This window comes from Collinsella sp. AF33-16, from assembly GCF_003475325.1.
Classification (GTDB): domain Bacteria; phylum Actinomycetota; class Coriobacteriia; order Coriobacteriales; family Coriobacteriaceae; genus Collinsella.
The window spans coordinates 1-26350 of sequence record NZ_QRQC01000003.1; the positions used below are offsets into that span (position 1 = coordinate 1).

General features: G+C 58.4%; 17 protein-coding genes. 14 read left to right on the forward strand and 3 right to left on the reverse strand.

What is annotated here, in order from left to right; all coding sequences use genetic code 11:
• The first annotated feature begins 145 nt into the window (after nt 1–145).
• Together DWZ52_RS01730 and ligA are read left to right on the forward strand one after the other, a co-directional pair.
• A complete protein-coding gene (locus tag DWZ52_RS01730) occupies nt 146–1606 on the forward strand; it encodes a S1C family serine protease (protein WP_118384763.1) in 1461 nt (486 codons plus the stop codon).
• Between the two features lie 450 nt (nt 1607–2056).
• The gene (ligA, locus tag DWZ52_RS01735) at nt 2057–4285 is read left to right on the forward strand and encodes an NAD-dependent DNA ligase LigA (protein ID WP_118384764.1); all 2229 of its coding nucleotides are present in this window, start codon (nt 2057–2059) and stop codon (nt 4283–4285) included.
• A gap of 427 nt (nt 4286–4712) precedes the next feature.
• Here ligA and DWZ52_RS09840 read toward each other — a convergent pair whose 3' ends face one another.
• The 3 genes from DWZ52_RS09840 to DWZ52_RS01745 all read right to left on the reverse strand — a co-directional run bounded on the left by DWZ52_RS09840 (nt 4713) and on the right by DWZ52_RS01745 (nt 8254).
• Nucleotides 4713–5885, reverse strand: a complete 1173-nt coding sequence (locus DWZ52_RS09840; protein ID WP_147352133.1) for a hypothetical protein — start codon at nt 5883–5885, stop codon at nt 4713–4715.
• A 108-nt stretch (nt 5886–5993) separates the two neighbouring features.
• Nucleotides 5994–6833 carry a MerR family transcriptional regulator gene (locus tag DWZ52_RS01740; RefSeq protein ID WP_118384765.1) on the reverse strand — a complete coding sequence of 280 codons (840 nt, stop codon included), beginning with the start codon at nt 6831–6833 and terminating at the stop codon, nt 5994–5996.
• Nucleotides 6834–6907: 74 nt separating this feature from the next.
• Nucleotides 6908–8254 carry an MATE family efflux transporter gene (locus DWZ52_RS01745; protein WP_118384766.1) on the reverse strand — a complete coding sequence of 449 codons (1347 nt, stop codon included), beginning with the start codon at nt 8252–8254 and terminating at the stop codon, nt 6908–6910.
• A 322-nt stretch (nt 8255–8576) separates the two neighbouring features.
• Between DWZ52_RS01745 and DWZ52_RS01750 the strand changes: the two genes are divergently transcribed.
• From DWZ52_RS01750 to DWZ52_RS01805, 12 genes are all read left to right on the forward strand, one after another.
• Complete coding sequence (locus DWZ52_RS01750) at nt 8577–9614, forward strand: hypothetical protein (RefSeq protein WP_118384767.1); 1038 nt, start codon at nt 8577–8579, stop codon at nt 9612–9614.
• A gap of 233 nt (nt 9615–9847) precedes the next feature.
• Complete coding sequence (gene moaA, locus DWZ52_RS01755) at nt 9848–10903, forward strand: GTP 3',8-cyclase MoaA (protein ID WP_233540474.1); 1056 nt, start codon at nt 9848–9850, stop codon at nt 10901–10903.
• A gap of 4 nt (nt 10904–10907) precedes the next feature.
• Nucleotides 10908–12209: a molybdopterin-guanine dinucleotide biosynthesis protein B gene (gene mobB / locus DWZ52_RS10255; RefSeq protein WP_118384768.1), complete on the forward strand. Its 1302-nt coding sequence runs from the start codon at nt 10908–10910 to the stop codon at nt 12207–12209.
• Between the two features lie 393 nt (nt 12210–12602).
• A complete protein-coding gene (locus DWZ52_RS01765) occupies nt 12603–13883 on the forward strand; it encodes an MFS transporter (protein WP_158572390.1) in 1281 nt (426 codons plus the stop codon).
• Between the two features lie 223 nt (nt 13884–14106).
• Complete coding sequence (locus DWZ52_RS01770; RefSeq protein ID WP_118384770.1) at nt 14107–14928, forward strand: HAD family hydrolase; 822 nt, start codon at nt 14107–14109, stop codon at nt 14926–14928.
• A 539-nt stretch (nt 14929–15467) separates the two neighbouring features.
• Nucleotides 15468–18905 carry a Spy0128 family protein gene (locus DWZ52_RS01775; RefSeq protein ID WP_118384771.1) on the forward strand — a complete coding sequence of 1146 codons (3438 nt, stop codon included), beginning with the start codon at nt 15468–15470 and terminating at the stop codon, nt 18903–18905.
• A complete protein-coding gene (locus DWZ52_RS01780; protein WP_158572391.1) occupies nt 18898–20565 on the forward strand; it encodes a SpaA isopeptide-forming pilin-related protein in 1668 nt (555 codons plus the stop codon). Before DWZ52_RS01775 ends, DWZ52_RS01780 begins: the two co-directional genes overlap by 8 nt.
• 114 nt (nt 20566–20679) lie before the next feature.
• Nucleotides 20680–22485 carry an isopeptide-forming domain-containing fimbrial protein gene (locus tag DWZ52_RS01785; RefSeq protein ID WP_158572392.1) on the forward strand — a complete coding sequence of 602 codons (1806 nt, stop codon included), beginning with the start codon at nt 20680–20682 and terminating at the stop codon, nt 22483–22485.
• A gap of 607 nt (nt 22486–23092) precedes the next feature.
• Nucleotides 23093–23242 (forward strand): hypothetical protein, encoded by a 150-nt coding sequence (locus DWZ52_RS09995; protein WP_195404007.1) that lies wholly within the window; start codon nt 23093–23095, stop codon nt 23240–23242.
• 230 nt (nt 23243–23472) lie between these two features.
• Nucleotides 23473–24441: a MarR family transcriptional regulator gene (locus tag DWZ52_RS01795; protein WP_118384775.1), complete on the forward strand. Its 969-nt coding sequence runs from the start codon at nt 23473–23475 to the stop codon at nt 24439–24441.
• Entirely contained in the window at nt 24423–25196 is a 774-nt protein-coding gene (locus DWZ52_RS01800) for a hypothetical protein (protein WP_118384776.1), read from the forward strand. The genes DWZ52_RS01795 and DWZ52_RS01800 overlap by 19 nt, the downstream gene beginning before the upstream one ends.
• Before the next feature lie 132 nt (nt 25197–25328).
• Nucleotides 25329–26246: a class C sortase gene (locus DWZ52_RS01805; protein WP_158572393.1), complete on the forward strand. Its 918-nt coding sequence runs from the start codon at nt 25329–25331 to the stop codon at nt 26244–26246.
• The last annotated feature ends 104 nt before the right edge of the window (nt 26247–26350 follow it).

Here is a 26350-nt window from a genome sequence, read left to right on the forward strand (position 1 = left end):
TTCGCAATATTCAGCGGTGCTCATGCGGGCAAATACTCAATCTAGTGCTCGGGACCGCCCAGCTTGGGGTACAACTCAACATGAACAATGATGGCCCGCCACATGTTTGGTGGGCCTTTGGTTATTTGACGAAAGGATCGCAGCTATGAGCGAGAACGATTCCCAGCGTCCCGAGGATGTTGGCAATGCCGGCGAGACTCAGCAGCAGCCGCGCGTGCAGGTGGAGTCGACGCCTACCGACAGCAACATTCCCTATGTGCAGGCCTACGACACGCAGACCGGCCAGCCGCTGGACGGTCAGCAGGTTGTAAACAAGCACACGGTGGTCAAGACCAAGACCAAAAAGCTGCCGATCTTTATTACGGCGCTTGCCGGTTGTGCCTGCGGTGCCCTGCTGGTCATCGCGCTCATTATGAGCGGCACGCTCAACATTGGCGGCGGCAGGAACGCCGTGACGGCGGGTGCTTCGGGTTCGTCGACGCAAAAGATTTCGATCGACTCCGAGGACACCACGCTGGCCGAGGCCGTTTCTGCCAAGGCCCTGCCCTCCGTCGTTTCCATCACCGCCACTTCGAGCGGCAACCAGAATGGCTCGCTTTCTCAGTCTGCTGATGAGTCGAATAGCTCGGGCAGCGTCGGTTCGGGCGTGGTGCTCGATACCGCAGGCCACATCCTCACCAACAACCACGTGGTCGATGGTTACGATCAGTACGTGGTGACCATGGACGACGGCACCACCTACGAGGCCGAGTTCGTGGGCAACGATGCTTCGAGCGACCTAGCCGTCATCAAGCTCAAGGATGCAGACGCCTCCAAGCTCACGCCGATCGAGATCGGTGATTCCTCCAAGCTCAACGTGGGCGAGTGGGTTATGGCGATCGGTTCGCCGTTCGGCAACGAGCAGTCTGTCTCCACGGGCATCGTCTCGGCGCTGTATCGCTCCACGGCCATGAGCTCTACCAGCGGCAATACCATCTATGCCAACATGATCCAGACCGATGCCGCTATCAACCCGGGCAACTCCGGTGGCGCACTCGTCAACGACAACGGCGAACTGGTGGGCATCAACTCGCTCATCGAGAGCTATTCGGGCTCCAGCTCGGGCGTGGGCTTTGCTATTCCCGTTAACTACGCCAAGAACATTGCCGACCAGATCATCGACGGCAAGACGCCGGTGCATCCGTACCTGGGCGCCACGCTTTCGAGCGTCAACGCGCTCAACGCCCGCACCAACAAGCTGAGCACCGATAGCGGCGCGTATGTGGCGAGCGTTGTCGAGGACGGCCCCGCCGCTAAGGCCGGTATCCAGGAGGGCGACGTCATCACCAAGCTGGGCGACGACGAGATCACGAGCGCCGACGGCCTGATCATCGCGCTGCGCAGCCACGAGGTGGGCGAGAAGGTCGAGATCACGCTCATGCGCGGCAAGGAAGAGAAAAAGGTCACCGTCGAGCTGGGTTCCGATGAGAAGCTGCAGAACCAGCAGCAGGACGACAGCGCGACCGACACCGGCAACGGCGGCATCACCGATGAGCAGCTGCGCCAGTATCTTGAGGAGCTACTGGGCCGGCAGGGCCAGGGCCAAGGCTACGGCCAGGGTTACTAACGGGCCGCATCACACATACCGATGCCAGAGGGGGCCGTCCCGCCAACGCGGGACGGCCCCCTCTTTTCTTATTAATCCGTTGGGAACGGAGGAAAACGGATCACATGGAGCTGACAAGAGGCCTGGTTCGGAATGGTCTGGACAGTTAGTTCAGATACGTATAAACCCGAGGCGGTTCAGCATGCGTTTTGAGCTGTTTTGGGATGGGGGAGGGGTTCGGATGGGAGTTTAGAAGGGGGACGAGCCGGTCGTGCAGCCCCCGGGGCGGCCAAATTGGCTGGAATGGTGACGTCTGAACACGACCAGGCTCGCAGAATTATACGTATCTGAACTAACTGTCCACCCCAGTCCAGCGGCTGCCGATTCAGTGCGGTTTGAGACCGCTATTCGGCCCCGTTGCGACCGGTGGTACTCTTGTATCCGTTTGAAATCGATCGAAGGAGTGCCGCTATGGAGCAATCGAGCCTGTTTGGTGACGGCGTGGACATCGATACCGAAACGCCCGCGAGCGCGGATGCCACCGCACCGGCCGATGCCCGTGCCCAGGCGGCAGCGCGTGCGGCCGAGCTGCGCCACGACCTCGATTACCACGCCTATCGCTACTACATGCTCGATGCGCCCGAGATCACGGATGCCGCCTTTGACAAAATGCTCGTTGAGCTCCAGCAGATCGAGGCGGCCTATCCCGACCTGGTGACGCCCGACAGCTATACCCAGCGTGTGGGCGGCTACGTGAGCGAGCAGTTTACGCCGGTAACGCACATGGCACGCATGTATTCCATGGACGATGCCATGGACCTGGACGAACTCGACGCGTGGCTCCAGCGCACAGAGGATGCCCTCGGTGCCGGTAGCGTCACCTATACCTGCGAGCTTAAGATCGATGGTCTGGGCGTGGCGCTTACCTACCAAAACGGCACCTTCGTACGTGCGGCCACGCGCGGCGACGGCACCACGGGCGAGGATGTGTCGCTCAACGTGCGCACCATCAAGGATGTGCCCATGCATCTGTCCGAGGCAGCACTCGCCCACATGGGCGCCGACCGCGAGCGTACCATCGAAGTGCGCGGCGAGGTCTATATGCCCAAGGGCAGCTTTGTTCGCCTGAATGAAGAGGCCGATGCCGAGGGCCGCGACCCCTTCGCCAACCCGCGTAATGCTGCCGCCGGTAGCCTGCGTCAGAAGGATCCCAAGGTCACGGCGCGGCGCGACCTGGGCACCTTTATCTACGCCATCGCCGATACCGATCCGCTGCACGTCCACAGCCAGCGCGAGTTTCTGGACTGGCTGCGCAGCGCCGGCTTTAGCGTCAACCCTAACGTGGCGCGCTGCGCCACGCCGGCCGAGGTTCACGAGTTCTGTGCCCAGGCGCTCGAGCACCGCGGCGACTTGGATTACGACATCGACGGCGTGGTCGTAAAGGTGGACAGCTTTCAGCAACAGCTCGATCTGGGCTTTACCGCCCGCGCGCCGCGATGGGCCATCGCCTTTAAGTTCCCGCCCGAGGAAAAGCAGACCGTCTTGCGCGAAATTCGCATCCAGGTGGGCCGCACCGGTGTGCTCACGCCGGTCGCCGAGTTCGACCCGGTGACGGTCGCCGGCTCCACCATCGCGCGCGCCACGCTGCACAACATCGACGAGATCCGTCGCAAAAACGTGCGCGAGGGCGACACCATCATCGTGCACAAGGCGGGCGACGTGATTCCCGAGGTCGTGGGCCCGGTGCTCGATAAGCGCCCGGCCGATTCGGTTGACTGGCACATGCCCGAGGTCTGCCCCGTGTGCGGCAGCCCCGTGGTTCACGAGGATGGCGAGGTGGCCTACCGCTGCGTGTCCATCGACTGCCCCGCGCAGCTCAAGGAGCGCTTGCTCCACTGGGTGAGCCGCGGCTGCATGGACGTCGACGGCCTAGGCGACGAGATCGTCGACAAGATGATCGCCGCCGGCCTGATCCACGATGTCGCGGACTTCTACCAGCTCACGGTCGATGACATCGCCGGACTGGACACGGGCCGCACCTATGCCAGCTCCAACAGCAAAAAGGGCGTCAAGAAGGGCGACCCCATCCCGGTGGGACTCAAGACGGCCGAGAAAATCATCGCCGAGCTCAACAAGTCCAAGAGCCAGCCACTCGGTCGCGTGCTGTTTGCCCTGGGTATCCGCCACGTGGGCAAGAGTGTGGGCGAGGTCATCGCCGAGCGATTTCTGTCGATCGACAAGCTCATCTTGGCGAGCGAAGAGGACATCGCCGAGTGCGAGGGCATCGGTCCCAAGATTGCGGCGAGCGTCAAGCAGTTCCTGGCCGTGCCCGAAAACCTTGCCGTGCTGGAGCGCCTGCGCCAGGCGGGCCTGTCGCTCGAGGTCGACTTGGGCGCCGCGCATGCACAAGCCGCAGCCGACGCTGGCGTGGCAGGCGATCTCGCTGACGCCCAGCCGCTCGCGGGCCTGACGTTTGTGCTGACCGGCACGCTCGTCAACCGCACACGCGACGAGGCGGGTGCGGCGCTCAAGGTGCTCGGCGCCAAGGTTTCGGGCAGTGTTTCAAAGAAGACGAGCTATCTGGTCGCCGGCCCCAAAGCGGGCTCCAAGCTCACCAAGGCCGAGCAGCTGGGTGTGCCCGTGTTGGACGAGGCGGCACTTGAACAGATTTTGGCGACGGGTAGGGTCCCGGAGGCATAATGATTTGTTGAGGAACTGCGCAGAGGCTCAGTTCCTCAACATCTCCTTATAGTGTTTGCCTGTTCAATTTCGATATCGTTTCCCTCGTATGATCCAGATGTGTCTACCGAGTCAAAGCGTGAGTAGGAAACTCTTGTCCCAACTTTGATTTGGGAAAGCTTGTCTTTGATTCGGCCAGATGAGGGGAATGTAATCCGGGTTTGCTTTCCAGCGTCGGTGTAGCGGGGACTGTTGTCTGTTTGGATTACGAGTTCCGTTCCCTCAATAGAATGAACGCTGCCGGCTCCAAAGACAAGGTAATCATCTCCTCCGCTATAGCGGGCTCTATCTGTGCATGAAGAAACGGATGCAAACATAGCGAAAATCACCAATATCGTAACCAGGGCAAAGGCCGTGGTGCCATAGCATTTTGATGGTGCCATCCGGTCTACCAAAAGACTGTTCCGTTCAATTTGACCATATTGGGCGTTGCATAGTTAATCGCTCGGGGATAAGTGTTCCATCCGTCGAATACTTCGAGCCACTGCAGTTCGATGCCAGAGCTTCCATTATGCCCAGTAAAATAGCCAGTTACCGTGACTGTATGACCTGATAGCTCGACGGATCCTTTACTGTTTCGGCTGTTGATCCACATATGATACAAGCCGATATTCCCTTGATCGATAGTTGCTCTGTACTGAGCGAATTGAGGCTGATAACCGAAAAATTGAGTATTAAGAGCTCTACCCTTTTGAGCGGCAAGACTTTTAAACGGAACAATTCCATCTGGGATGATCGTTCTTCCGTACTCGACGCCCTGATCATTGGTCTTATACGTTGTTGTGCCAGTGACGTTCCATATTTCTTTATAATAATCGGGATTAAATTGATTAGCGTTTGAACTGGTGAGACCGTAATGCATTGATACAGCGTACAAGGCAGAAACGACGCATGCATACTTATTAGTGCGGGCTTCAACTAATGATTCCGAGACTCCTCGGAACGGTATTCCGTTTAAATCGTCTATTTGGAAATGCAACATCAAGTCATCTTCATTGATAATGACTGCATCCCATGAAGTTGGGTTATTGCTTTGAGGTGCTATACCCTTTTCGGTGACAATCGGGACAGACCGTATATTGTTATAGTTGGTTACACAGTCTCTAGTTCCTGGCACCAAAGTTCCATATTCAATATCGTTGTACGAAATTAGTACGGTTGGGTTTGTGGCCTGTTGGCCGGAATAAGTTGAAATGGCGTTTGATAGAGAAGCTGAAATCGGAAGAATGGTATCGCCGAGGGTTATCTCCTTCAGAAGCCCAGGATATGATGCGTCAAGTATTAAATAACCGTAAGGGCTTCCTTCCCTTGTGACACTGATTTCATAGCCACAGATAAGGCCGATTTGTTGGCATACGGGAACGATTTGCTCGATCTCTAAGTTCGCGGATCCGTCGACGATGGGCAACAGGGAAAGCGCGTAGTCTTGTGCTAGGTCTGATGTAAAAGCGACGGATGAGTTTGAGTCGGCAGCGAATACTCTTGTTGGGCGTGACGCGGATAAGCCGATGATCGAGGCTAGGCCGAGAAGAAACGAGCGACGTGATTGAACTCTGGGCATAATGTCTCCTGCCTATGGGGGGCAATATGCTGTCATTTTATTTGCTACAAAATACAATCTAATTCGGATTAAGGTAAATGGATGGAATTGCTCGATAAATGGTAGTGATTAGCGGACCGGTATCGCGATCCTCGTCACATACGCTCCCGGATCGTCGCTGATGATGTCGTCGATCAGGGCAATCTCACGCGAGGGGCCGGCGGGCGCTAGGCCGTGCTCGTGCATATAGCCGAGCAGCCGCTCGTAGCGTGGGGCTGCCTGTCCGTGCGTGCCGCGGAAGCTAATGGTCAGGCAGCGCGCGGCAGGTCGTGTCTCGACGTCGCCCAAGTAATCATCAGTGTCATCGAGCAGCAGAAAGACCTCGTCGTAGCCATCAAAGTCGCCGGCGGCGAGGCGCTCAGCGCCGATCCCGACGCCTAAGTTGCCCAGAAAGACAAAGGTTTCGTGCTGACCCCTCTGCAGTTGGCGAATCTGCCACTCCAGCGCATAGGCGTCGGTAGGGTTGACGCGTTCGCGCAGCACGGCGCAGCGAAGCTCGGGCGCATCGATTGCGCAAATGGTATCGAGCTCGGTGTTCAAGGCGTCGTGAAGCAGGGCAAGCCGGTTGTCAATCTTGCGTGAAACGCGCTCCAGCTCGCGGCGCTTGCGTTCGATGAGCTCCTGCTGCTGAGCCAGCTGCCGCTGCATAAGGGTCACATCGCGCGTGGTCACAAACTCACGGATTTGTGCGAGCGGCAAGTCGAGAACGCGCAGGTGGCTGATGGTGTTGAGGGTGGAGAGCTGCCGCGATCCGTAGTAGCGGTACCCGCTCGCCGGATCGATGCGCGCCGGGTCCAGTAAGCCCATCTGCTCGTAATGGCGCAGCGTGCCCACGCTCAGGTTAAACAGGCGCGCCACTTCGCCAATGCGGAGCAGGCCCTCGGTATGTTCAGTAGGCGTGTCGGTCATGGGACCGCTTCTTTCAATGCGCGGGGTGCCGCCGAGGCCGCGCAACGCGGTCGTCGTATGACGCGAACGAATCGCTACGCCATCAGTTTGTCAAAAGCTCCGCGCCGGTTGAGCACCGTAAACGCCACCACGCAGATAATCGCCGACAGAATCGACCCGCACGGCGAGGCGATGCCCATGGGAAACAGCGTGTCGGAATAGGCGTTCGACAGCAACCATGCACCGGGCACGCGAATGAGTACCACGGCCAGCACGTTGTGCGCAAAGCCGATGTAGCTCTTGCCATACGCAGCGAAAAAGCCGCTAAAGCAAATGTGGATGCCGGCAAAGATTGCATCGAAAATGTAGCTGCGCATATAGCCGGTGCCGGCCGCGACCACCGCGGCGTCCTTGGCAAAAAAGCCAATAAACGCCGGCGTCACCAGCCACATCAGCACCGTGATCAGGCAGCCGTATACTACCGAGATGGTCATGGCATCCTTGAGCACCTGACGTGCGCGGTCACCCTTGCCCGCGCCAGCGTTTTGCGCCGTGAGTGCGCTGACGGTCGCGCCCATGGAACTCGGCACGATAAACAAAAAGCTGATCATCTTCTCGACCAAGCCCACGGCGGCGGCGTCAACGAGCCCTCGGTGGTTGGCGATGACGGTGATAAACATAAACGCCACCTGGATGCAGCCGTCCTGCACGGCCACAGGCACGCCGATCTTAAGAATGCTGCCGAGCACCTCGGGCTGGGGGCGCAGGTCGCTGCGCTTAACGTGGATGTTCGTGCGGCGGCTCTTGAGCCACACGAGTGCGAGGGCCACGCTCGCCGTCTGCGCGATGACTGTGCCGAGTGCGGCTCCCACGGGGCCAAGCCCCATGTGACCGATAAACAGAAAGTCGAGCGCGATGTTGATGATGCATGCCACGCCAATCACGTACATGGGCGAGCGTGAATCGCCCAGGCCGCGAAAGATGGCAGAGAGGATGTTGTACGCGGCGATAAACGGAATGCCGACAAAGCAGATGCGCAGGTAGGCGGCGGTGCCTTCGACCGCCTCGGCCGGCGTGCCAATGAGTGCCACGATCTGCGGGCACAGTGCGAGCAGGACGGCGGCCAGCACCACCGAGACGCCCATAAAGAGCGTGATGGTGTTGCCGATGGCGGCCTCGGCGCGGTCGAAGCGGCGCGAGCCCACAGCGTGGCCGACGATGACCGTCGTTCCCATGGCCAGGCCCACGAGCGTCACAGTAATGATATAGAGCGTCTGCGCGCCATTGCCCACGGCGGTGATGCCGGCGGCGCCGCTAAACTGTCCCATCATGTACAGGTCGGCCATGCCGTAGAGCATCTGCAAAAAGTACGAGAGCATATAGGGCAGGGCAAAGACCGCGATGGTCTTGAGGACATTGCCGCGTGTGAGGTCGTGTTCCATGGGCGGGGCTTTCTGGCTGGGTTTGTTTACGTACCAGTGTAGTGAAAACCCTACAACGATTGTAGAGTCAAGGTTTGTGACGACGACGGGGCGAAAAAAGTCACGCTCCAAGCACGATGCTTTGACCCCTCCATGCTCCTCACCTCACCTCGCCTCGAACCATCACAACATTCGCCGTTTTTTGCCAAAATCGGGAAAAGCATCGAATGTTGTGATGGTTTTTCTGCCACTCGATCGGGTGGAATCGCTTTCTTGCGCGCGAAGGTGTGCGGACCCGTGGGCAGGGGAATAAAGTTGGTTATCCGACTCCATTGGAGGGCTCATGGACCTGCCGATCGTCCTGTCCCATAAGACTGCCTGGCTATACCACAACGTGGTGCGCCCGTCCGAGCCGCTCTCGCGGGCAAGCAGCCTATACGATGAGGACTCGCTTGCTAACGAGGTGGAGCCAACTGCGGGCCTGCCCAAATTGGGGCTCGATGCCAAGGGGCTGAGGGCTTCAACGGCAGTCGGGATCGTTACCGACTATCTGGTTTCACTTGGTATTCCACGAGAAGAACTCAATCATATCGATACGCTCGTTAACTTCGATTTTGAGCGCTCGACGCCGGCTGGATTTAGGTGCCACGTGTTTGGAGCGCCGGTACCTCCAGGCCATCTTATCGAGGTGGCAGAGGGCCTTCTGGTGGTTGATGAGGCCATGTGCTTTGTACAAGCGGGTTCGTGGATGAGCGAGCCCGAGCAGCTGGAATATGGCTACGAAATCTGCGCCCGTTACCATTTGAATCATCTGTCGACAGGCGATTATATCGAGATGGGGCAGAGGTATACCGTTGCCGACTTGATTGCTTATTGCAATGAGAACCGATCTCGTCAGGGGGCTGTACGCGCGGCCGCCGTGCTCAGGCGCGTGCACGATGGCTCGCGTTCGCCCATGGAGACGGCCACCGCAATCATGGTCGTCGCGAAACGTTCCCAGGGAGGGCTGGGATACGTCAAGATCGAGCTCAACCATCGGGTCGATGTTCCCAACGAGTTCAAGTATCTCGCAAAGGCCGGGTATTTCGAGATCGACGTATATGCGCCTGCGAGCGGTACGGGGATTGAATACAACGGCTCGGACCATCTTGATAAACAGCGCAGCGCGTTGGATGCGGAGCGTATGACCGTGCTGAGCGCGCTGGGCTTTAGGATGATCGTCCTCACCGGGACTCAGTTTGCCCACCAGCTGCAATTGCACCGGGCGATGAACGCCATTGCACTCGCTATGGGTCTCAAGTGCGACCGAAGCGAAGCGTTCCAAAAGCGGCAGAACGACCTGCGAGAATTCGTGATTCGTCACTGGGACGACGGCCTTTAGGGGCGTTCCGGCCCTTCTACGGGGTGCCGTGGGCAGGCAAACCATCACAACATTCGACGTTTTTTGTCAAAATCGGGAAAAGTATCGAATGTTGTGATGGTCTGTGCTGAGGATGGGCTCGGAAAGTCCGTTTTGCTCGAAGCGACCTGTCCTGTCGTACGGGTGTCGGCATGATTCTCGCGTGGGGTATTATGTTTTCCGAAGAATAAAACGCCGCGTGAGGGGAGGGCTGCGTGGACGGGCACGTGCAACATGACGGTTTTGGCCGCGATATCAACTACCTGCGCATTGCCGTTACCGACAAGTGCAATTTTCGCTGCATTTACTGCATGCCGGCCGATGGCGTGGCACCCCGCGCACACGACGAGCTGCTCAGCGCCGAGGAAATCGCCCGCTTTGTGCGCTTGGTGGCGGGGGAGGGCATTTGCCGCGTGCGCCTGACGGGCGGCGAGCCGCTGGTCAGCCGCCGTATCATTCCGCTCATTCGCGACATCCGCGCGATCCCGCGGATCGAGGACATCTCGCTTACCACCAATGGCGCCCTGCTGCCCAAGCTGGCACCGCAGCTCAAAGATGCCGGGCTTAACCGCGTTAACATCTCGCTCGACACACTCGACCCTACGCTCTTTGGAAAGATCACGCGCCTGGGTCGACTCGAGCAGACCATGGCTGGCATCGACGCGGCGCTGGCTTGGGGCTTTGAGCCCGTTAAGGTCAACTGCGTTGTGGTGCGCCGGCTCAGCCAGGATGTGGCGGCTCTCGCGCGTCTGACTATCGACCGTCCCATTCACCTGCGCTTTATCGAATACATGCCTATTGGCGACGAGCACACGAGCTCGCATTGCGCTGTGGGCCCGCATGCGCCCGCGCTCAATCCGGCGCTGTGGGATGCGAGCGACACCGTGCCGAGCGACGAGCTGCGGGCGCGCATCAATGCTGGGGCCGCCGCGACGGGGCTGGGCGAGCTCGAGCCGCTCGACATCAACGACGCTCCTGCCGGCGCGGGCCCTGCGCGCTATTGGCACTTTCCGGGCGCGGCGGGAACGGTCGGTTTTATTAGCGCCATGTCCAATCATTTTTGTACGAATTGCAACCGTCTGCGCCTGACGGCCGATGGCAACGTGCGTCCGTGCCTGTTCAGCGATGCCGAATATTCGGTGCGCGACGCCCTACGCCGTGGTGATGATATGCAGGTACTTTCGATTTGGCGCGATGCCGTCGCCCACAAACCGCAGGAACACGCGATAATTGAGGGCACGCAACGATTTATGTCCCAAATCGGAGGATGATCATATGGCCAAGAGCAGATACGCCGATGCCACCAAGGCCGCTCGCAGGGCCGCGATGTCTGCCCACAAAGTCACGGCTGCGGCGAATGCTGGCAACGCCGACGCGTCCGCACAGCCGTCTGCCAGTGCTGCCACCGAGCCCGCCCGCGACGCCCGTCGCGACGAGCTGACGCACGTGGACGCCAAGGGCGAGGTACGCATGGTCGACGTGTCCGACAAGGCCGAGACCCATCGCATTGCCATCGCCGAGGGCACCATCCTCATGCACCCCGAGACGCAGACCATGGTGCTGCAGGACCGCGCCAAAAAGGGCGATGTGCTCGCATGCGCGCGCGTGGCGGGCATCATGGCCATCAAACGCACAAGCGACATCATCCCCATGTGCCATCCGCTGCTCATTACCAAGAGCAAGTGCGACATTGCGCCCATCGCTCCGGCGGGGACGCCGGCCGATGACGTGCCCGAGGGCTGGGCGCCGGCGCGCGCGGACGGGCAGGTTGGTTTTCACGTACTGGTTACGGCGGGCGTGACGGGCAAGACGGGTATTGAGATGGAGGCGCTGACCGGCGCGAGTGCCGCGTGTCTGACCATCTACGACGTGTGCAAGGCGGTCGATCGCGGCATGGAGATCGTTGACGTTCGCCTGCTGCACAAGGAGGGCGGCCGCTCGGGCGTGTGGGACCGCGCAGAGCGTCAGGCCGCTGCCGTTGAGTCCGTGGCCGCTGACGGTGCCGCACCCGCGAGCGCGCCCGTCGCCGTCGCGTCCGCAGCTCCGGCCCCGGCCGTCCCCGCGATCGCGTTTATCGGCTACCAAAACTCGGGCAAGACCACGCTCGTCGAGAAGGTTATCGCCGAGCTCACCCGCCGCGGCCTGCGCGTGGGTTCGCTCAAGCATCATGGGCATCACGGCTTTGATATCGACGTGCCCGCTAAGGACACCTGGCGCCATCACCAAGCCGGATCAAAGCACGTGGGCCTCATCTGCGCCACGCGCTGGGCGGAGTACGCCGACACGCGCGAGGAGGACGAGATGCCCGCGCGCGAGCTGCTGTCGCGTTACAACGATGTCGACGTGGTGATCATCGAGGGCTACAAGACCGAGGGCTTCGACAACATCGTCGTCGCGCGCTCCGGTGTCGACCGTCTACGCGGCAAGAGCTCGCTCGACCTGGTCGACGGTCACACGCTGGCCCTTGCCTGCAACGAGGCCCTGGCACGCCAGGCATTCGACGCCGGCTTAGCGACCCGAGCCATCAACATCAACGACGCCCGAGCCATCTGCGATCTTATCCAAGATCATCTTTAAGGCTCAACGCTGCGCCGGCCCCAAGCACCCCATCTCGTCCCTCAAGCCGTCGCTCGCGTACCAAAGTACGCGTCGCTCCTCTTTCGGGGCGACCTGGGGCACTTGGAACCGGCTCGCTGCGTTGCCATAACATGCCAAAAAGGGACAGGTTTGTTTTGGCAGGTTTTATCTGGGCAAACGTCATTTCCACCACAAAGGGGCCAGGCACCTTTGTGGTGGTTTTTACTTTAGTAGATGTGTGGGACATGCCTTACAATCTACCAAGTAGTTCATACTGAGCGAAAAACGGAGAGAAGGGTCCTGATGCGTCCTTAATGTTTCATGCGGATAGATTGATTTGACAGACGGTGGCGAATACCCACCGCCCGTATTCGTATGAAACAAGGAGTCTCCATGCTCGCATCTCTTCTCTCAAAACCTCAACCTTCGCTGTCCATGCAGGCCAAGCGCCTGGTAGCGATGCGCTTTCTCATCTACACCGGGTTTCAGACCAGCTACTTTATCGGCGTCATCGGAACGCTTACCTATGCGGACGATGCCTCGGTCGTCGCGACATCGCTGGCCGTCCTGTTCATGAACGTTTTCGTGATCCTGGGATCCTTTGCGGGCGGCGCTGCGCTCGACGCATGGGGTCCGCGCCGCCATTTCTTGCTGAGCATCGTCGGCACGCTCGCAACTGGCACGGCAATCATCGCCTTTGGTAGCGCGACCGGCGTCGTCCTGCTCGGCGCGGTGTTTCTGGGCTTTACGATGGGATTCGCCCAGCCCATCGCCACATCCTATCCGGCTTACTTCACCGACGATCCTGTCGAGCTCAAAGACATCAACTCCGCCATCGCCATGTTTTCAAACGTGAGTATCATCGTTGGTCCCACGCTGGGCGGCTTTGTCGCGGCGGCTGCGTCGTCGCGTGCGGTGTTCGTGCTTATGATGCTCTTTACCGTGCTGGCGTTCGTCGTCGGTTGGGGCTTTAGGCCGCAGACCAGCCATGTCGCCGGGCATGCGGATGCCGATTCGACAGAGGAAGGGGAGCGTGCGGGACAAAGCTCCAACCCCAGCACGTCCGCCCGCGCCACCTTCGCAGCCAGCATCAAGACAGTCTTCACCAACAGCGTCCTCGCGCTACTTTTCTGCATCATTTTTCTTTCGAACTTTGGCTACGGAGCCTTCGATCCGCTCGAGTCGTTTTTCTATCGCGATGTCCTACGCGTCGGCGTTGAGTGGATGGGCTGGCTCTCGTCGGCCTCGGGCGTGGGCGCGGTGCTGGGTGCCGTGCTCGCGCTCCGCTTGCCGCCGCACCTGGTCAACCTTAAAACGCTGCTCGTGGCGCTCATGTCCGTGGGCCTGGGAAGTCTGCTCTATGTGGGGACGCCGTACGTGGGCGTGGCCCTCGTCGGCCAGATCGCCCTGGGCATTGCTTGGGGTGTCGTCAACCCGCTCCACAACACCATTGTGCAAACGACGGCTCCGCTCGAGCAGCTTGGTCGCGTCAATTCGGTCATGGGCTTTGGCAATATGTTCGCTGGCGTGGCCCCTCTGGCAATTGCCCCGTGGCTGGCGGCAACATTTGGCGTACAACGGACACTCGTGGGGGCAGGCATGGTCGTGACGGCGGTCCCTGCGGCGTTGCTGCTGTTTGGTCGCAGGCACTTGGATCGTGCCGCAAAGCAGTAAAAACCATCACAACATTCGATGAAAATCGCGATTTCGCCGAATAACGTCGAATGTTGTGATGGTTTGCGCCCCGGGCCAGGCCACCCCCGGATCCTGCCACCACAAAGGAGCCAGGCACCTTTGTGGTGGTTTTTGCTTTGACGGGCCGCGCTTGCGCCTAGGTATACCATGTACGCCGTTCACGAATACACCCCACACCGCCGCACAACCCAGAAAGGCCCCCATGGACACCACCTTCAGCCACATCAAAGCCGTGTTCTGCGATATCGACGGTACGCTGCTCACGAGCCAGCACACGGTGTCCCCGCACACCGTGGCGGCGATCCGCGCCCTGCGCGAGCGTGGCGTGCTCTTTGGCCTGTGCACCGGGCGCGACGCCCACGCGACCGAGGCCATGTACGAGCTCTGGGGCATCGAAGGCCTGGTGGACGTGCTCGTGGGCTGCGGTGGCGCCGAGGTCATCGACCGCGCGCACGACATCAACGAGCTGAGCTATCCGCTGCCGGGCGAGACTATCGCGCGCATCTGCAAGCACATGGCGGACCTTCCGGCAACGCCCGTCTGCCCCCGAGACGGCGTGTTCTACGTGCCCGAGAGCAACGCGTGCGTCGAGCACCTGTCACGCGTCGACGGCGTGCCCTACCAGGTGGTCGATTTCGCCGAGTTTTTGCGCGAGCCGCAGCCCAAGGTGATGTTTACCATGGCGCCCGAGGTAATGCCGCGGGTGATTGAGCGAGCATTGACGTTTGCCGATGATACTGTTAAGGCGGCGGCTCTGCAAACCACGCAGCGGCTCTACGAGTTCATGGATCCGCGCGTGTCCAAGACGCGCGGCCTTGTGCGCGTGGCGGAGCTCAACGACATGGAGCTCCAGGACATCTGCGTGTTTGGCGATGCGGACAACGACACCTGCATGGTGGCTGACGCCGGCGTGGGCGTGGCCATGGCAAATGGCAGCGACGCCACTCGTGCCGCCGCCGATTTTGTAACCGCCAGCAACGACAAAGACGGCATTGCGATCTTTATCGAGGAACATCTTCTGTAGCGCCTGGGGGGCAGCCACAAAGAGGGCAGAGCGCCTTTGTGGTGGTTTTCCAAGCGTTCCAACAGTCGATTGTTGGAACGCTTTTTTGTAGCGAGGAGATTTGCAGCCGGTAACATACGATGTCATTCAAGTGTCGATGTATGAACATGTCGGCACACGCTGGTTGTGCAGTAATTGACCAATTAGCTCAAAACTAATATTTGCAGGTAGATATACTGTCATTCACGGCGCAATTTTGACCGTTCACAGATTGAGCGGGTTAAAACAAAATGTTGTACAAACAATGGTAAAGTGTCATTTATCTAGATTTGCTAACGAGTTTACCAGCGTCTTTCCGAAATTTAACCCTCGAAAAACAACGCATAGTTTGAATAATTGTCAAGAAGTTAAGGCAACGCGAAGTAAAATTGACATTGTTAGCCTTGCGTTGTTTAAAGAAAGAATAATAATATGCATATCGAGCGCGAGCAATTATAGGTTGCGCGCCCAAGTTTGATGGTGAAAGAGCAGGATCGCGGTCTCTTGGGGAGGAGACATCGATGAAAGCAAATTCAGACAAATCTAAGCAAAGTAATAAAGCGACGCGCCGTGTACTGGCAGGCGTTTTGTGCGGAGCCTCCGTTTTGAGCCTGGTACTGTCGCTCGTCATGCCTCCGATCTCGCAGGCCATTGCCAACGATTCCCAGACGGGTTCTGCTGAGGAAGCTGTGATGGGGGGGGGTTCCTCAAGTAAGCCTACTGATGTAGACAACACCAACAACGGGGATACCGAAAACCAGAATAGTGACGATGTCGAAAACGGCGTGGGCGATGCCCAACCGGAGGAGCAGCCCAAGGACGAGTCGCAGGCAGAAGATAATGAAGCGGTCGACGATGGCACTGTCTCGGTAGCCGAAGAAGCTGCGGAGAACGAAGAAGCAGCCACGGCTATTGCTAATGGCGGTGAATTGCGAGATAAGCTTCAGGGCGTTGGGGAAAATCAAGCTGTTAGCTTTGAGCTTGCAAACGATATCGACTATCCCGGCGAAATCAAACTTGAGAAGAGCGGCAGCAATATAACGCTGGACTTAAGCGGCCATAAAATCACGCATTCGGGCGACAATTCAAATAAGCCGCTCTTCAACATCACCAATAACGCGGCGCTTACAGTTAAAGATTCTAACCAAGGGTCTGATCAAAAGCAGACTTCGGATGGCGACAATAATGGGCGAGTTGCCTCGATGGACTACGACACCAGCTCTGGCATTCCGACCAAACTCACGTATTACGTGACCGAATCGACGCCGAGCGGTACGGGGACAACCGAGACTCTCTATAGGCACGAGGTCAGCATCAACGGTGCCATCGTGGGTACCGCTGCCGGCTCCACGATGAGGCTCATCAACGTTTATGCGGGCGGTACGTTTAATCTTGATAACGGTGTAATTACCCAACAGTATAATTGCAATGTTGGCAACCTCATCTATGCCGAGAACGGCTCTACCGTCAACATGAGCGGTGGCTATGTGTGTGGCGCTTCTAGCTCGGGTGTGGGCGCGGGCATTAAGGTGTCCAACGATAAAGGTAAGGCCTCGACCCTAAAACTGACCGGTGGCGTAATTGCCGGCAACAGCGCTCCTAGTGGCGGCGGTGTGTATGCTGGAGGTTCCACGGTCACCATAACTGGTGGCGTAATCTCCGGCAACAGCACACTTCCTTCTGGCACTGGATTCGGCGGCGGCATCATGGCCGAAGGCGGCAGCGTCACTGTTTCCGGTGGCTACATCACTAACAATAAATATGCCAATTTCTGTGGCAAAGATGGTTATGGCAATCATGGCGGCGCTGGACTTGCCGCTAGAAACGGTACTCATGTCACCATTTCGGGCGGCCGGATTACCGGCAACTACTCCAAGGAAGCCGGCGGCGGTGTTTATGTCACGGATGTCGACCGTAATGAGCAATCCCGTACGGGTATGGCGTGGCTGAAAATCACGGGAGGAATTATTGCCTCTAACGTGAGCTACCGATCTGAAGGTGCTGGCATTCGAGTGGGCCAGATGGTTGACGCGATGATAAATGGGTCGTCAAACGATAGCCCAGTCTACATCACTAATAACTCTTGCATGTCTCGCTTTGACTGGGGCGGAGGCGGTATCTTTGTCCAGGGAAACTCGGATTTGGGCAAGGAGAAGACTGCTGGTAGGCTATTCATATATAACTCGTACATTAGCGCCAATACCGCTGGCGGCTATGGCGGTGGCGTTGCAGTCTGCCCTACGGGCAAGACGTTGGTAACGAACACTGAGGGCACAGCAATCTTTGGCAATTCGTCTGCCAAAGATCAGCAGGACGCAAAAGCTGATTATAATTCTGAAAAGAATAGCGGTAACGAAGGCACCCCTCACCTATCCGCTGGTGGCTACGAAGGCCTTGACCACAAAAAGAACCAGGATACTGACGCCTACAATGCCAAAGAGTTTCGCGAAAACGGCCACGCGGACTTCTTCCTTGCGGCGGAGGATCATAAGACCCCGATCGCGGCGGTGATTGGCAAAATGCTTGGCGGCGGTGACGCCAAATACAAGGGAAGTAAAGAGCTTACGCAAGCCATTACTATCCCCGCTAACGGTGGCGTGCAGGTATATAAAAGCATCGGCCTGAGCTCGGGTGTTACAGCTCAAGACGAAGCCGCGATCAATGCGCAAAAAGTTGCGACAACGTTCATCACCGGCAACTATTCCTGGGACCATGGCGGCGGCATCATGTCGAACGGCGACCTGTACATGGGCGCGCCTGAGGACACGTATGTCTATCCGAGCCTCAAGCTCAAGGCGACCAAGGTGCTACGTAATTCGCAGACAAATGTGAACGAGAAGCTCGAAGAGAATCAGTTTACCTTTAGGGTCTACCGCAAGGACTCAACCGACCCTTTGGCTAGCGCAACATTCAATCGCGACGCTTGCACTGAGGTAGGAACTGCAAAAAATGACGCAAGCGGTAACATCACGTTTGATCTTGATGAACAGTTCGCAACGAGTGGTACAGCTGACACAACCACTATCACATACTACTTGGTCGAAGATTCCGGCGCTGAACCCGGTATCACGTACGACTCCGCTGTGTATGAGATTGTGGTAAGCGCCAAGGATAACCCGACCGAGCTCATGACTGTTCCGAAAAAGAACGAGCCGAACGTACAGATAGCTCTCAAAATCCATAACTACACGATTGAAAAGGTCGAAGTGACCAAGCATGAACTCGACAAGTCATCTGGGATGTGGAGTGTCACAAAATCATGGGACAACTTGCAGAAGAGCGATGACTATTATCCAATTGCCTGCAAAGATAGCTCAACGACTTTCACCAACGAGTACACTCCGTACACCTCCAGCGGCTCCTGGACTCCTAAGGCGACTAAGGTCGTTGAGGGCGGCGAGATGAAGGAGTTTACGCTTCAGCTTGCGACCGACAAAGAGTTCACGAAGAACGTTCAGAATAAGTCGACCAAGACCGACGCTGGTAAGTCCCAGACCTTAAGCTTCGACGAGATTAAGTACGAACTAAAAGACCTCGAAAAACTCGCGTCCGACTCCACGGGTCGCGGTGCGAGCAAAACCTTTCCTTATTACGTTCGCGAACAGCGGCCGACCACGCCGTTTACGAACTACAAGTACGACGAGTCGGTCTATCGATTTGATGTCACAATGACGGACCAAAAAGACGGAACAATCAAGGCCACCAAGGTAACCTACACCAAGATCCAGGACGCTGGCGGTAATCCTATCGACGACCAGGAGCCCATTGTCTTTAACAGTAACAATCCCAATGAGCACGGCCCCACCTTCACCAACACCTACTCCACCACTCTGCCCCTTTCTGGTATGTCGGGCGTCACTCTGACGTACCTTGCCGGCGCGGCGGTGCTTTGCGCTGCTGCGGTCTGGATGCACATTCGTCGCAAGGCGAATGCGAAGGGAGGCGAGCGTCGTGAATAAGAAAGTTTGCTCCTTCCCGATCTTGTTTGCGCTGCTTGCCCTCCTGATCGGCACCTGCGCGGTTGTGTTCCCCGCTTCCGCGCAGGCCGCGCCGACTTCGACCGGTTCCATCACGGTGAGCGGCACCGTGGCGAGCAGCTACGATGCCTACCAGATCTTTAGCGCCAACGTCGTCGACGGCGACAGCGACGCCAAGACCTTCACCGACCTTGTCTGGGCAAGCGACGCCGTGCGCGACGCCGCGCTGCCTGTGCTGCACAGCGCCGGCATGCCCAATTCCCAGACCACCGCGCAGAAAGCTGCCGAGTGGCTCAACACCGATTCCCACCTTACGGGCGCGCTGAGCGCACAGCTCGCTCGTTCCCTCCAGAGCTCTGGCGCCGTGTCCGTGGCCCTTAACGCGGGCACGGCGGCCAAGCTGCCTAGCGGCCAATGGCTCATCGTCGCCGACGACGACGCCATCGCCCAGGGCGAGGTCGGCACCGCGCCGATCATGGCCCTGGTGGGCGGCGGCGCCGTCACTGTCAAGCCCAAGGCCGCGACCCCCAAGGTGTCCAAGCATGTGCTGGAGGACAGCACCGCCGCCTGGCAGAAGGCCGCCGACGCCACGGTCGCAGACGACCTGTACTGGCGTCTCTCTGCCACGGTCCCGGCCGGGCTCACCGCCTACGACACCTATGCGGTGCGGTTCGTCGACACCATGGGCGCGGGGCTCGACCCCTCCAAGGTGGCCGCGAGCATGCGCGTGTACGTGGCGGCGGGCGCGGACGGCGGCTTCGACGCCGTCTCGGCCGACAAGGACGGCCGCGTCGGCACCGAGCCCGCGAAGGGTTGGACCGACATCACGGCCCAGTGCGCCACCAAGATAGCGGCGGACGGAACCTTCACCGTGCGCACCGGCGACCTGATCGCCGCGCTCGGCGGGGCCGACGCCTTCACCGCGGGCGCCCGCGTGGTCGCCGTGTACAACGCGCCGCTCAACAGCGCATGCAACCACGGCATCGCGAAGGGCAACCCCAACGAGGCCTACCTGTGCTACCCGCGCTCTCCCTTTGCCGACCAGTCCGGCGACGCCGGCTTCACCCGCACGCCGAGCGACGACGCGTGCGCCTACACCTGGGATCTCGCGCTCACCAAGCGCAGCAGCGACGGCGACAAGCCGCTTGCCGGGGCGGTCCTGAGCATCGCCGACGACCGCGGTCGCACGCTGGCGGCCGACGGCACGTGGGATGCGGAGGGCAAGGCCACCGTCACCACGGGCGAGGACGGCCGCGTGACCGTCTCGGGCGTGGACTCGGGCAAGCTGGAGGTCTGCGAGCTCAAGGCGCCCAAGGGCTACACCGCCTTTGAGGGCACGCGCTGCGTGACGGTCAAGGCCGAGAGCCTGGACGTCGACCAGGTGGCCGCCGCCAAGCCCAAACTCACCATTACGGCCGAGTCGCCCCTGCGCGCCGACAGCGCGGACGGGTCGACGGGCAGCCTGGAGGCGTCGCTCATCAACACGCCCACCGGCACACCCCCTAGCATTACCACCGGAGGCTTTATGCCCTCGACTGGCGATATGGCAATGTACGCCGCGGCCGCTGCAGCGGTCGCCGGAGCTGCACTGATCGTGGTCGCGCTCCTGGTCAAGCGGGGAGGTGGCAGCCATAAAGAGTAGCTGGCAGCCCCACAGAGAGCGGGGCGAGACGTAGCGAAGTAGATGCTAAGACACAGACAGATGATGATCGATCGAATGAGAATCAAACGGAAAACGGAGGAAAAGAAGATGAGCATGAGCAAGAACATCGCACGCCTGGCAGTAACCGCCGGCCTCACGGCAGCGCTGAGCTTCGGCGGAGTTATGGCGCCGGTGACCATGGCGTTTGCGGCGGAGGGCGGCAATAGCATCATAATCAGCCAGGTCGAGGGTAACGAGAGCACCAAGTTCAAGGCATACCAGATCTTTAAGGCTACGGTGACCGACGCTGAAAACGGCGGCAAGACCGCTCAGAACATCACGTGGGCAAGCGATACGGTTGGCGAGAAGGTGATTGATGCCATTACGAAAGACTGGAAGGGTTATGGCAGCTTGGAGGCTAAGGACCAGCTGTCTGACAGTCCTACGGCCCAGGAAGTAGCCGACTTCCTCATGGCACATGCGGGTTCCACTACTGCAGGATCAACATCGACTGATGGAACGCGAATCGCTACCAACAATGTTCTCTACGCAGTTGCGAATGCCGTTAAGAGTGAGAAACCTGCCGCGACCAACATCCCTACTGGTAATTCTTGGACTCCTGATCAGGCGCATGGCAACGGTTACTACCTGTTTGTGACCAGCGATCTCGATTCGACCAAGCCGAACACTGGCACGTCCCCGATCTTTGCAGTCGTGGGCGGTAGCGCCGTAACTGTCCATGAGAAGACCAGCATCCCCACGGTTGAGAAAAAGATCCTCGATGATTCTAAGGTGAAGGGCGGTGACATTACCGGCGAGACTGACTGGGTGGACGCTGCCGACTCCCAAGTTGGCCAGGAAGTGAACTATAGGCTTACCGGTACGATTGCAGATAACTACGCCAGCTATGACTCCTATTCCTACAAGTTCACGGATCAGCTGTCGGCCGGTCTCGACTACATCGAGGGCTCGCTCAGCGTTTATGCACTGAATAATGGTGTATATACCAAGATCGATTCGACTAGCTACAATGTGACTAACCCCTCTGGCTCTAGTCGTGACCTGGTAGTCAATTTTAATAAGGGCGAAAAGGGCTTGAAGTCGGCCACTGCGAAAAATGGCGAAGAGCTTACGATTGATGGGAAGACTGAAATCGTCGTTTTCTACAGGGCGAGGCTCAACGCAAGCGCGATTATTGCGGGTGCAAACAACCAGCTGAATGGCAACCCCAACACCGTTACGCTCGAGTATTCTAACAACCCCATGTCAGGTGGCACTGGCACCTCGGAGTCCGATACGGTCAAGGACTACACCTACGGTCTCAAGATCAACAAGGTTGACCTTGGCACTGAGAAGGCGCTGAAAGGTGCTAAGTTCACCATCGCAGCTGGTGACACAACTAACGGTGACGAGAACAGCGCAAACGTTAAATATGTCAATAGTGACGGCACTTTGAGCGACAGCAAGGTTGAGCTTTCGATGGACCCCGATGGTGTCATTACGCTTACCGGTCTCGATGCTGGCGTCTATACGGTCACGGAAACTTCTGCTCCCGATGGTTACACCAAGGTCGAACCCTTCACCTTCGAGATCAAGCCGACCATGAACGCCAATGATCCGGACGCTGGTCTTACTGCGCTCTCTGGCACGCTTGATAGCAAGAACCAGAGTGACAAGATCATCGCTGGCCTTACCGATAGGAATGTCGGTGATAACAAGCTAGCGGCGCAGACCGGCTCGGAGAAGGACACCGATGGCTACTTCAACATCACCGTTGGCGATACCAAGCAGGTTGGCCTTCCCCTCACCGGCCTTAACGGCGTGACGTTCACTTGGATCGCTGGTGGCGCGGTGCTGTGCATCGGCGTGGCGCACCTCATCCGCAGCCGTAAGCAGGCTGAGGAGTCCGAGCAGGAGTAACGCTCGCTCACCCATCCCTTTGGCAGGTGGGATGTGATGCCCATGAGACTTGCGGACACTTTTCTCGTCCATCCACGTTCTTGCTTTGCCATTCTCTTTTCGGGGCAGACTCCGCACTGGAGTCTGCCCCGTTTTTTTGGATAACGCGGTCAGCCTCCATCGTCCGATGCGGGCACGTTCGTCATCGCGTTTCTTGACTCGTATGAGGTTCGGTTTAAGGTCCGTGGGCGCACGCGCGGTGCGGACGGTAGAAGACATTTGCGCCGCGCGTGCAAATTAAAATGCCCGGGGTTAGAGGCCCGGGCATTTAACAACGTCGGAAACTGGTCGCCCGCGCTCCTAAGTACTTACGCGGGGTGCGTCGTTTCCTGTAGCAATTGTATCCCGAATCGCCCAGCCGATCCGGGATATTCTGAAAACGCAAACACGTCGGGCAAACCCGGACAATGCGGCCAGGCTCCGCTGGATGAGGGATTGTGTTTATAACTATCGAACAAATGTTTGCAATTATTGCGTTTACCAGCTGCGGGTGCATGCACTCGCAGTAAAATGGCTTTGCGACGCATTCCGTGCGCGGGCGGCCGACGACTCGATCGGAGGTCACCATATGCTGAAATTCCTTAACGCGCTCGCCGCCCTCGCGGCGGTGGGCTCGTTCGTCATCGCGTTTCTTGACTCGTATGAGGTTCGGTTTAAGGTCCGTAGGCGCACGCGCGGTGCGGACGGTAGAAGGCAGTTGCGCCGCAAGCGCAAATAAGAATGCCCGGGGGTCGGATCCCGGGCATTTAACAAAAGCTGAAAACTAGGCCACCCGCGCTCCCAAACATTTACGCGGGATGCGTCGTTTTCTATTGACATTGTATCCCGAATCGCCCAGCCGATCTGGGACATTTTGAAAACTCAAATATGGGCTTAGGCGCGAACGGAATCTCGTTAATTCCGAAAATTATGTATAATTCCAATATAAACTGGAATCGAACGAAAATAATGGAAATGAACGAAGCGCTAATCTACTTACAAGAAGCACTAGGCCTCTCCGCCAAGGCCAGAACTTGGCCTGGATCCGCACGCTTGCCGCTGTATCTGCGGGCGATTGAGGTCCGCGCTGTTGACGCAAACGGGTTTTCGTTTTTGCTTGCAAGTTTGCCTACTGGCGTCGGGCTTCCCGAGGCTAAGAGGGTCTATAGTCAGCTAGCCTTGCGTGCGGAGACTCCTGTTGTCGTTTCGTTTCCTGATGCCGATGCACGTCAGCGCAAAGCATTGGTCGCACAAGGGATTCCGTTTGTTTGCCCCGGCAGACAGGCTTTTCTTCCATTTATGGGCACGGCCTGTACGGAGAGGGGCAGTGTCCGGTTTCGCAATCACGCGACCAAGATGTCACCCAACGCGCAGGCTGCCGCAATCTGGGGAGCAGCCCAGGAGCCATATCGTCCCTATGACCTTTGTCGTGCGCTTGGGATCTCGGCAAGCCGCGCGAGTGAGGCCATAACCGAGCTTGTTGACAGGGGGCTCGCGAGACGCGAGCGTCGCGAGCGACGTGTCTTCGTGTTCCCTGTTGCCGTTGATCTTCTGCTCAGCGAGCACATGGCAGAGCTCTCCTCGCCTGTCTCGAAGGTCTTTTTTACAAGGAAGACGCAGCAGATCGACTATCTTGTTGACGCCGGGGAGACGGCGCTCGCTGCGCGTTCGATGCTCGCTGCGCCGGGCATGGAACAAAAGGCCGTCTTAAGAAGTGCATGGCGTCAACTGAGCGACCTCGAAGTCGCAGACGGGGAGTTGCCGGATAACGAGACGGCGATGATCCAAGTGTGGCGCTATGCACCCGTGTTTGCCGACTCCTCCCGTGTCGACAACATTTCGCTTGCGCTATCTTTGGCGGCAATCGACGATGAGCGAATTCAGCTCGAAGTCGATCGCATGTTTGGAAAGGAATATCCATGGCAAGAAGCGCTGTAGAAGGTCTCCAAGAATTTCAGCAGCATATGCAAGAAGCTGAAGGATCGTATGCCCTTATCGGCGGCACGGCATGCGACATTTTGCTCGCGGAGGCGGGGCTTTCATTCAGGGCGACTCACGATTTTGATGTGGTAATTGTCGCCGATGATCGGTTGCCTCAGACGGCAGAAGCCATATGGACTTTGGTGCGTGATGGCGGCTACCGCTGCGGCTGGGGCGAAGGTAAAGGCTTATGTTTTTATCGGTTTACAGAGCCAAAGAGGCCGGGTTACCCCCATATGATCGAGCTCTTCGCGAAGTGCCCCGACTTTCTAAAGGGTCGTGAGGGGATTGATGTGGCGCCAATTCACGTTGATGAAAACATAAGCAGTCTTTCGGCAATTTTGTTAGACGATGCTTACTACAGCTTGTTCCTTCAGGGAATTCGGACCGTAGGCGGCGTTTCGGTCCTGGGCACGGAATACATTGTCCCGTTCAAAGCGAAGGCGTATCTCGACCTAAAAGCTAGAAGGGAAGCGGGGGAGAACGTTGATTCGAAGAAGGTAAAAAAGCATAAACGCGATGCGCTGAGGCTTGCTCAGCTGCTTGGCGAGTCGGAAGGTGTCGACCTGGGCGGAGAACTGAAGGACGATATGCTTGCGTTTGTTAAAGATTGCGAGGTGGGCGACGTCAATCTGAAACAGATTGGGGTTGCGGGCGTAACGATGGCGCAGTTGCTCGAGACGATGAAAGCAACATATGGCTTGATTGGTTGAGTGGGGCTACGTGGCCCGGACGGTGCAGTCAAGCTGCGTTGTCCGGCGCGGAGGCTCGCTAATCGGCTATTATTTGTTTAGACAACCTGAGTTGTAGAGGAGTGACCGGCGATGGTGCAGGGCGCCAAACATATGAAGAGCAATAACGCCGCGGCCAACGGTGGCTCAAGCCCTCAGCCCAAACCTCAACCAAAGCCCAAGCGCCGTCGCAAGCGACTGCCGCGCTGGGCCGACCGGCTCATCACCATCGTCATCATCCTTATTGGCGTGGGCCTTATGACCTGGCCGTGGATCTTGGACCGGCTCGAGGCCTCGGGCGTGTTCAACCAGATCAGCACCGTGTCCAGCACCGTGGACGCGCTATCTGCCGAGGAGCGCGAGCGCATCCTGCTCCAGGCGCGCTCCTTTAACGAGCAGCTGGCGGGCGAGGCCACCGAGCTCCCCGCCGACCAGATCGAGCCCTACGCTCAGCAGCTCATTTTTGACCGCGACCCCATGATGAGCTGGGTCGAGATCCCCTCCATCGACGTGAGTATGCCCATCTACCACGGCACGAGCGAAGAAGTCCTTATGGCGGGCGTCGGCCACCTGGAGGGCACGAGCCTGCCGGTGGGCGGCACCTCGACGCATTGCGTGCTTACCGCGCACTCGGGCATGCGCAACCTGAGCATGTTCGACGACATTCACTCGCTGGAGCCCGGCGACCTGGTGCTGCTGCACACCATGAACAAGACGCTTGCCTACAAGATGGTGGATTCCGAGGTGGTGCTGCCCGAGGAGATGGAGTCGCTGACCATCGAGCCCGGCGCCGACAAGGTGACGCTCGTCACCTGCACGCCCTACGGCGTGAACGACCATCGCCTGCTGGTGCATTGCGTGCGCACCAAGTACAACAAGAAGGATGTCGACAAGCAAAAGTCGCTGGCCGGCCGCCACTGGGGCAAGCGCGAGTTTGCCGTGCTCATCGTGGTCGTAGCCATTGTGCTGTTGCTGCTGGACATCGTGATCCACGCGATCCGCAAGCGCCGCAAGACCAAGGCCTCGGCATAAGGCATTCTTCAGAACCACCACAAAGGGGACAGGCACTTTTGTGGTGCTCGTGGCTTTCAAACCATCACAACATTCGATGAAAATCTCGATTTTGGCGAAAAGCG

Bases quoted from the DNA above. Each gene is read 5' to 3' on its own strand.
- DWZ52_RS01730 (WP_118384763.1), top strand. From the start codon at position 146: ATGAGCGAGAACGATTCCCAGCGTCCCGAGGATGTTGGCAATGCCGGC.
- ligA (WP_118384764.1), top strand. From the start codon at position 2,057: ATGGAGCAATCGAGCCTGTTTGGTGACGGCGTGGACATCGATACCGAA.
- DWZ52_RS09840 (WP_147352133.1), bottom strand. From the start codon at position 5,885: ATGCCCAGAGTTCAATCACGTCGCTCGTTTCTTCTCGGCCTAGCCTCG.
- DWZ52_RS01740 (WP_118384765.1), bottom strand. From the start codon at position 6,833: ATGACCGACACGCCTACTGAACATACCGAGGGCCTGCTCCGCATTGGC.
- DWZ52_RS01745 (WP_118384766.1), bottom strand. From the start codon at position 8,254: ATGGAACACGACCTCACACGCGGCAATGTCCTCAAGACCATCGCGGTC.
- DWZ52_RS01750 (WP_118384767.1), top strand. From the start codon at position 8,577: ATGGACCTGCCGATCGTCCTGTCCCATAAGACTGCCTGGCTATACCAC.
- mobB (WP_118384768.1), top strand. From the start codon at position 10,908: ATGGCCAAGAGCAGATACGCCGATGCCACCAAGGCCGCTCGCAGGGCC.
- DWZ52_RS01765 (WP_158572390.1), top strand. From the start codon at position 12,603: ATGCTCGCATCTCTTCTCTCAAAACCTCAACCTTCGCTGTCCATGCAG.
- DWZ52_RS01770 (WP_118384770.1), top strand. From the start codon at position 14,107: ATGGACACCACCTTCAGCCACATCAAAGCCGTGTTCTGCGATATCGAC.
- DWZ52_RS01775 (WP_118384771.1), top strand. From the start codon at position 15,468: ATGAAAGCAAATTCAGACAAATCTAAGCAAAGTAATAAAGCGACGCGC.
- DWZ52_RS01785 (WP_158572392.1), top strand. From the start codon at position 20,680: ATGAGCAAGAACATCGCACGCCTGGCAGTAACCGCCGGCCTCACGGCA.
- DWZ52_RS09995 (WP_195404007.1), top strand. From the start codon at position 23,093: ATGCTGAAATTCCTTAACGCGCTCGCCGCCCTCGCGGCGGTGGGCTCG.
- DWZ52_RS01795 (WP_118384775.1), top strand. From the start codon at position 23,473: ATGGAAATGAACGAAGCGCTAATCTACTTACAAGAAGCACTAGGCCTC.
- DWZ52_RS01800 (WP_118384776.1), top strand. From the start codon at position 24,423: ATGGCAAGAAGCGCTGTAGAAGGTCTCCAAGAATTTCAGCAGCATATG.
- DWZ52_RS01805 (WP_158572393.1), top strand. From the start codon at position 25,329: ATGAAGAGCAATAACGCCGCGGCCAACGGTGGCTCAAGCCCTCAGCCC.